This is a genomic window from Oleiphilus sp. HI0128 (assembly GCF_001635365.1).
Window position 1 is genome coordinate 1 of the sequence record NZ_LWGG01000832.1, and the last position, 5,944, is coordinate 5,944.

At 42.6% G+C, this 5,944-nt stretch carries 6 protein-coding genes; 4 read left to right on the forward strand and 2 right to left on the reverse strand.

The genetic code is table 11. The annotated features are described in order from the left end of the window. Positions 1 to 43 precede the first annotated feature (43 nt). The 3 genes from A3763_RS12735 (at position 44) to A3763_RS12745 (ending at position 3,395) form a co-directional block, all read left to right on the forward strand. Complete coding sequence (locus A3763_RS12735) at positions 44 to 1,336, forward strand: PA14 domain-containing protein (protein ID WP_068507537.1); 1,293 nt, start codon at positions 44 to 46, stop codon at positions 1,334 to 1,336. A 151-nt stretch (positions 1,337 to 1,487) separates the two neighbouring features. Next, a complete protein-coding gene (locus tag A3763_RS12740) occupies positions 1,488 to 3,053 on the forward strand; it encodes an inorganic phosphate transporter (protein WP_068507534.1) in 1,566 nt (521 codons plus the stop codon). A gap of 87 nt (positions 3,054 to 3,140) precedes the next feature. Next, positions 3,141 to 3,395: a DUF4404 family protein gene (locus A3763_RS12745; RefSeq protein WP_068507532.1), complete on the forward strand. Its 255-nt coding sequence runs from the start codon at positions 3,141 to 3,143 to the stop codon at positions 3,393 to 3,395. 65 nt (positions 3,396 to 3,460) lie between these two features. Here the strand turns inward: A3763_RS12745 and A3763_RS12750 are convergent, their stop codons facing one another. Both A3763_RS12750 and A3763_RS12755 read right to left on the reverse strand, forming a co-directional pair. Then, positions 3,461 to 4,441: an SDR family oxidoreductase gene (locus A3763_RS12750; RefSeq protein WP_068507530.1), complete on the reverse strand. Its 981-nt coding sequence runs from the start codon at positions 4,439 to 4,441 to the stop codon at positions 3,461 to 3,463. Further along, complete coding sequence (locus A3763_RS12755) at positions 4,438 to 5,256, reverse strand: lysophospholipid acyltransferase family protein (RefSeq protein WP_068507528.1); 819 nt, start codon at positions 5,254 to 5,256, stop codon at positions 4,438 to 4,440. The genes A3763_RS12750 and A3763_RS12755 overlap by 4 nt, the downstream gene beginning before the upstream one ends. A gap of 257 nt (positions 5,257 to 5,513) precedes the next feature. Between A3763_RS12755 and A3763_RS12760 the strand changes: the two genes are divergently transcribed. Next, positions 5,514 to 5,944, forward strand: a 431-nt coding sequence (locus A3763_RS12760) for a MarC family protein (RefSeq protein WP_068760104.1), incomplete at its 3' end; no start/stop codon positions are given.

Consider the following 5,944-nt stretch of genomic DNA (forward strand, 5'->3'; position numbering starts at 1 on the left):
ATACTTGAATCATTGATTTCAATATTCGTAAGGAGTATACGCAATGAACTATAAATTCTTTACTATTTTATCTGTCCTTTTGCTCAGTGCGTGCACTACAACTAAAACTATTTCTCTTGCAGTAAATGAATTGCCGCCCACTGCTGCCGATGATGGCGGTATAGAGCTCCAAATGTGGAAATCTATCGGGGGTAAAAATGTAAGAGCTCTAACTAGAAATGCTCGATTTCCGCTCAGCTCTAGTTCAAGTGAACTTGTCCAGGAGCTAGACTTTATTGATTCAAAGGGCGATAAATATGGGCAACGGCTAAGAGGTTTGCTTATGGTCCCCGAAAGCGGTGCCTATACCTTCTGGCTAAGCGCAGACGAAAGCGCAGAAGTTTGGTTATCTGGCGATGATACTCCCGACAATAAGCGATTGATCGCTTTTGTTAATAAGCCTTCTGGATACAAAATTTGGGATCGTTATAAAACTCAGAAGTCGCCTACTATTAACTTAGACGCTGGAACACCATACTATTTCGAAGTATTGCATAAAGACCACCTAGGTGGAGACTACTTAAATGTCTCATGGTCAGGGCCAGGTTTTGAGCTGACCACGCTAACGAGTGAAAACTTAGCATACTATGACCACGAATCAGGTTTAGCTGAAAGTTACCAGGATGGTTATCATGTCGGTTACCACTCAGGTAACCTTCTATCCCCCTATGATAATCGCTATCTGCCAATAGACAGTGATAATGACGGTTTACCTAATTTCTATGAATTAGCGATTGGAACAGATCCTAATGATGATGCCGATGCTTTTTCTGATAGTGATGGCGACCTATTAAGCAATGTTGATGAGTATTTCATTCTAAGCAACCCACTAGATGAGGACACCGATAACGACGGTATTCCTGATGGGTATGAGGTATTGGTTGGTCTCAACGTTCTAGATTCATCGGACGCCGTAAATGACAATGATGGTGATGGCTCGTCTAATCTTGATGAATATTTGGCAGGGACACAAATAGACAACGCAAGCAGCGTACCGGAACTCCCGTCAACCCCTGATTCGGGTGGACAAGATATTTACGCTGTTGAGCTTAATTGGTCGGCACCAAACACTAGAGAGGATGGAAGCGCTTTGAGCCAGGGCGATATCAAGTCTTATAAAATTTATCGTGGGGCAAGTAGTGGCAATATGGTGTTGCTAATAACCGTAACAGACCCTGAAGCGACTTCGGTTGCTTTGGAATCTCTAAGCGCTGGTACTCATTACTTTGCGATCAGTACCGTGACTAAGGATAACTCTGAGAGCAAAAAGTCTTCGATTGTCGAAGTAAATATATAGAGAATTGTAATTGCCTTGTACCAATATAAGGTGGATTTGTTGCCGGGATTTTGCTACCAAGTTAAATAAATTCAAATAATTGTTACATTTATGTGACGGTCGATTTATAGTGCGCACAATATCAAACTCTAATGGTAAAGGTGTGCATGATATGGATTTAAAATCTGCTCAAAAAATCGATTCTGCTGTGAACGATAGTCGAAAAGAATTTTCTCGTCTGGGGCTGGCATTTTTATTCTTAGCCGGGATTCTAGCTTACGTCGCGACAAGCTTCCAGCTTGGACAAGGTTCTTTGGTTTTATCTATCGCCGCAGTAGTTGGCGGCTATATGGCAATGAATATAGGTGCCAATGATGTGGCCAATAACGTTGGCCCAGCGGTTGGCTCAAAAGCGCTCACACTAACCTGGGCGATAATAATAGCTGCAATCTTTGAGGCCGGTGGTGCCTTGTTAGCTGGCGGTGAAGTCGTCAGTACCATTAAGAAGGGTATTATCAACCCCGAAAATATTACTGATTCCACTACTTTTATCTGGTTAATGCTTTCAGCCTTATTTGCTGGTGCTGTTTGGTTGAATGCAGCTACTTACCTCGGTGCGCCCGTTTCAACAACTCATTCAATCGTTGGTGGCGTGCTTGGCGCAGGTATTGCTGCTGGCGGATTGGCCATTGCAAACTGGAATAAAATGGGGATGATTGCTGCGAGTTGGGTTATCTCACCTGTGCTAGGGGGCGTTATTGCAGCCTCGCTTCTCCTATTCATTAAAAAGAAGATTATTTATCAGGATGACATGCTTCAATCGGCAAGACGCTTTGTTCCTTGGTTGATCGCGTTGATGGCGTGGGCGTTTAGTACTTATTTAGCGCTTAAAGGTTTGAAAAAAATATGGAAAATTGACTTCCAAATGGCCGCCATGATTGGTCTTGCTGTCGCCGCATGTTTTTTTGTTGTAATAAAACCTTTAGTTTCAAAGTCATCCAAAAAGCAAGAGAATAATAAGGAAGGCGTCAACAATCTCTTCACTATACCTCTGATTTTTGCTGCGGCATTATTAAGTTTTGCGCATGGAGCAAATGATGTTGCAAATGCCGTAGGACCGCTTGCTGCTATCACCGATTCGATTACCAGCGATGGTATTTCTAAAAAAGCGGCTATTCCTCTATGGGTGATGATGATTGGTGCCATTGGTATAGCAATTGGTTTGCTATTGTATGGGCCTAAGCTAATTCGTACCGTGGGCACAGAAATTACAGAGCTTGATAAGTCTAGAGCTTTTTGTGTTGCAATGGCTGCAGCCATTACTGTTATTATTGCCTCTCAGCTTGGTCTGCCTGTTAGTTCAACCCATATTGCGGTTGGTGGGATCTTCGGTGTTGGCTTCCTTAGGGAGTATCTAAAAACTAGTTATGCAAGTCAATTGCATACCATGCTTAGTCACCATGAGGGTGAAGAAAAGCGCCGGCTATCCGAGTTTCTTGATGATTTTAAAAGCGCATCTGTCGAAGAGATGGAAAAAATGCTGCAGACTGCAAAACAAGAGAAAAAAGCGCTTGGCTTTAATAAGGTCGAGCGCAAGCGTTTAAAGAAAATATATAAAGAAAAGCTTGTAAAGCGGTCCGCATTCAAGAAAATTATTGCTGCGTGGCTTATCACCGTTCCTGCTTCTGCAGCCCTTGCTGCTACGGTGTTTACTCTGATTTCAGGCTTTAGCATTTAAGATTAAGGCCGCTTCGCTTGACTAGGTTTCTTTACTTGAACCTAGTTAAGCGCTAGCCTTCAAGTTATCACAGTAAAGGAGCTGATTATGCCTAAAGAAAAAGTTGCCCACCTGATTACCGATTTGCATGAACGATTTGGTGACGAGTTAGTTAGCCCTCAGCAGCAGTCTTTGCTAGAGCAAGTTAAGACACATGCTCATGAGATGGATGAGGCTGAGCCCGCCGACCCAAACTTTTTAGAGCTTGTTGAAACCCTTGTTGCCGAGGTTGAGGCCGAGCATCCGAGAGCGGCTGCGATACTTGAGCAGATGCTTGATACCTTAAAAAATATCGGGATTTAAGCGACAACAAAAAGCCGATGATAGCGCTAGCCTCATCGGCTTTTTTACGTCTAGATTTTAGTCTGCTACTCTTTCAATTCACGGTAAGTTCTGAAAATTTCTTTAATCGGGCGTTTCGCTTTAAATCCAAAGGTTTCATTGAAATGAGACCCATCAATAACGACCGGATACTTAAAATAATTAAGCAAATAACACGGAAACATTGTTAAGTTCAGAAAGCCTGTAATGGCACGAGGCAACACGGGCGGGATAGATGGAATGGGTATGGGTGTACACTCACAAAGTTCCAGCGCGTCTTGGTAGGCAACCCAGTCATTTGTCGAAACATTGTAGACACCGCGCTTTCGCTGCTTATGCGCTAGCGTAACGGCATCGGCCATATCATCTATATGTATGAACTGCATGATTGGAGAGAATCCCATCAGTACCGGTGCGTATTTACTTGAAAGTAAGTTGCTGATGGTATTTCGTACGCCAGGGCCGACAATGTTACAGGGCCTTAGAATCGTAATGTTCAAGTCAGGATAGCGCCATAGGTAGATATTAGCTAGGCTTTCAAGCTCGACGGAATCTACCAGGTCCATTGTTAGCTCAGCTGCTTTTAGCGGGGCAGTTTCATCAATCAGTGCCGGGTTATAGGGTGATGACCCATAAACGTGATAGGTTGATAGCACAATAACATTGCTGATCCCGTATTTATGACTTAAGTCCAAAAGCTTTTGTGTGCCAAGAACATTGGCATTATAACGTCTCATCCGTGTTTCTTCTGCAGAAGAAATACGTCCGAGGTGAATAACGCTATCAAAGTCATGATGCTTAAACAGGTCTTCAAAAACGCGTTTATTGAAATCGACTTTATAACTTGGAATGTCGTCGCTGTGATAGGTGATTTTACGGAAATCTACAGCAGCAATTTGGTATTCATCACGAAGTCGATTAATGACTTGCTGGGCTAAGGCGCCGGCAGCGCCTGTAACAAGAACGTTTTTCTTGTGCTCAGCTTTTTTCTTGCTGATTGTTTTGCTAGTGTTTGTACGAGAACTCATTCGAATATTGCCTCCCTTTCATTCAATCCTTTTGCAATCAAGCCATTGATGGCTGATTTAACCTTTTCAACTCTACGCGTCACTTGCTCTTCAGTAAGATCTTCGTCTTCGAAGTAAATAGGTTTCCCAAAGTTGAGGCGAACTTTCGCAGGGAAAATGAAAGGCAGGGCTATTGGAACATAAGGAACGTTTAAAAGCTTAGCTAAGGGCTTGATATTGGCGATAGCAGGGATGGTCTCCTCACAGCCAACGACGCCAACCGGAATAATCGGTGTGGTGTGCTTCATTGCCAAGTGCACAAAGCCATTTCCGAAACGTGCAAGCTGATAGCGATCTTTGTATAGCTTTCCTGAGCCTCGTATTCCCTCCGGGAAAACCACAATAGCCTCACCATTTTCAAGCATTTTTGCGCAATTTATAGGGTCGCCTAATACGGCACCAACCTGATTCAGAAAATTTCCAAGGAATGGAACTGTTGGAAAGAAGCGCTCAATCATTGCGCGAGGTAAACGAGGAGAATTTTCTCGGTTTGCTACTGCATAACCGATAAGTGTTCCATCAATAGGAAGCTGTCCACTATGGTTTGCGATAATTAGTACGGGCCCTGAATCGGGAGTATGCTCAATCCCGCTAGTCTCTACGCGAAAGTATTTGTTGTAAATGCCAGAGAATAAAGAAAAAACAATCTTATTGGTATCAGAGTTAAAACCCCATGGGTCATAGCCAAGGGTTCCAACTGGTTTTTCTATCTTATCGAGTTGGACGTTTAGTTCTTTTGATACTAGTTTATCTTTTAGAAAAGATTTTAAGCCCATTTCAAATCCTTTGACATATTATTGTGTTGCTGTTCTATCTTGACTCGACTTAGTTTTGTGACTGTGAGTCGACATGAACATTATGTCATATTATTACGCTGCGGGTCTTTTTAAATCAGGATTAAAGGGCAATAAAATATATAGGGATTGATTTATCACATACAAAAAAATTAAGCCTTTTCGCTTTAGAGAAAGTATCTTTCGCGCTTGGCACGATTCAATACTATAGTGATAGTAAGTCCTTTTATGAGATTCTTATGGATATAAGTGTATATGTTGGAGCGTTGGTTGCTCTATTTGTGATCATCGATCCGATTGGAATGGCTTTAATTTTCCATTCTTTGCTTGAAAGTGGTTCAGGTCGAAAGTTGATCGCTTTCAAGGCCTGTCTTATTTCCACGATGCTACTAGTATTGTTTGGCAATTTTGGTGAACTCCTTTTAAGTAAGCTTGCGATTAGTATTCATGCATTCAAGATATCCGGTGGCGTGCTTTTGTTTTATACGGCGTTTCGTATGGTTACCAGTAGTTTGTCTTTCGCTGGCAGCGGGAATGGCAGAGATATATCGGTTTTCCCATTGTCCATACCGCTACTTGCGGGGCCTGGCTCTTTAACAGTAAGTATTTTGTTGTTTTCTTCGACTAGTTCGGCTTTGGGCCAGCTTTCTGTGATGTTTGCCATTGTATC

Bases quoted from the DNA above. Each gene is read 5' to 3' on its own strand.
- A3763_RS12735 (WP_068507537.1), top strand. From the start codon at position 44: ATGAACTATAAATTCTTTACTATTTTATCTGTCCTTTTGCTCAGTGCG.
- A3763_RS12740 (WP_068507534.1), top strand. From the start codon at position 1,488: ATGGATTTAAAATCTGCTCAAAAAATCGATTCTGCTGTGAACGATAGT.
- A3763_RS12745 (WP_068507532.1), top strand. From the start codon at position 3,141: ATGCCTAAAGAAAAAGTTGCCCACCTGATTACCGATTTGCATGAACGA.
- A3763_RS12750 (WP_068507530.1), bottom strand. From the start codon at position 4,441: ATGAGTTCTCGTACAAACACTAGCAAAACAATCAGCAAGAAAAAAGCT.
- A3763_RS12755 (WP_068507528.1), bottom strand. From the start codon at position 5,256: ATGGGCTTAAAATCTTTTCTAAAAGATAAACTAGTATCAAAAGAACTA.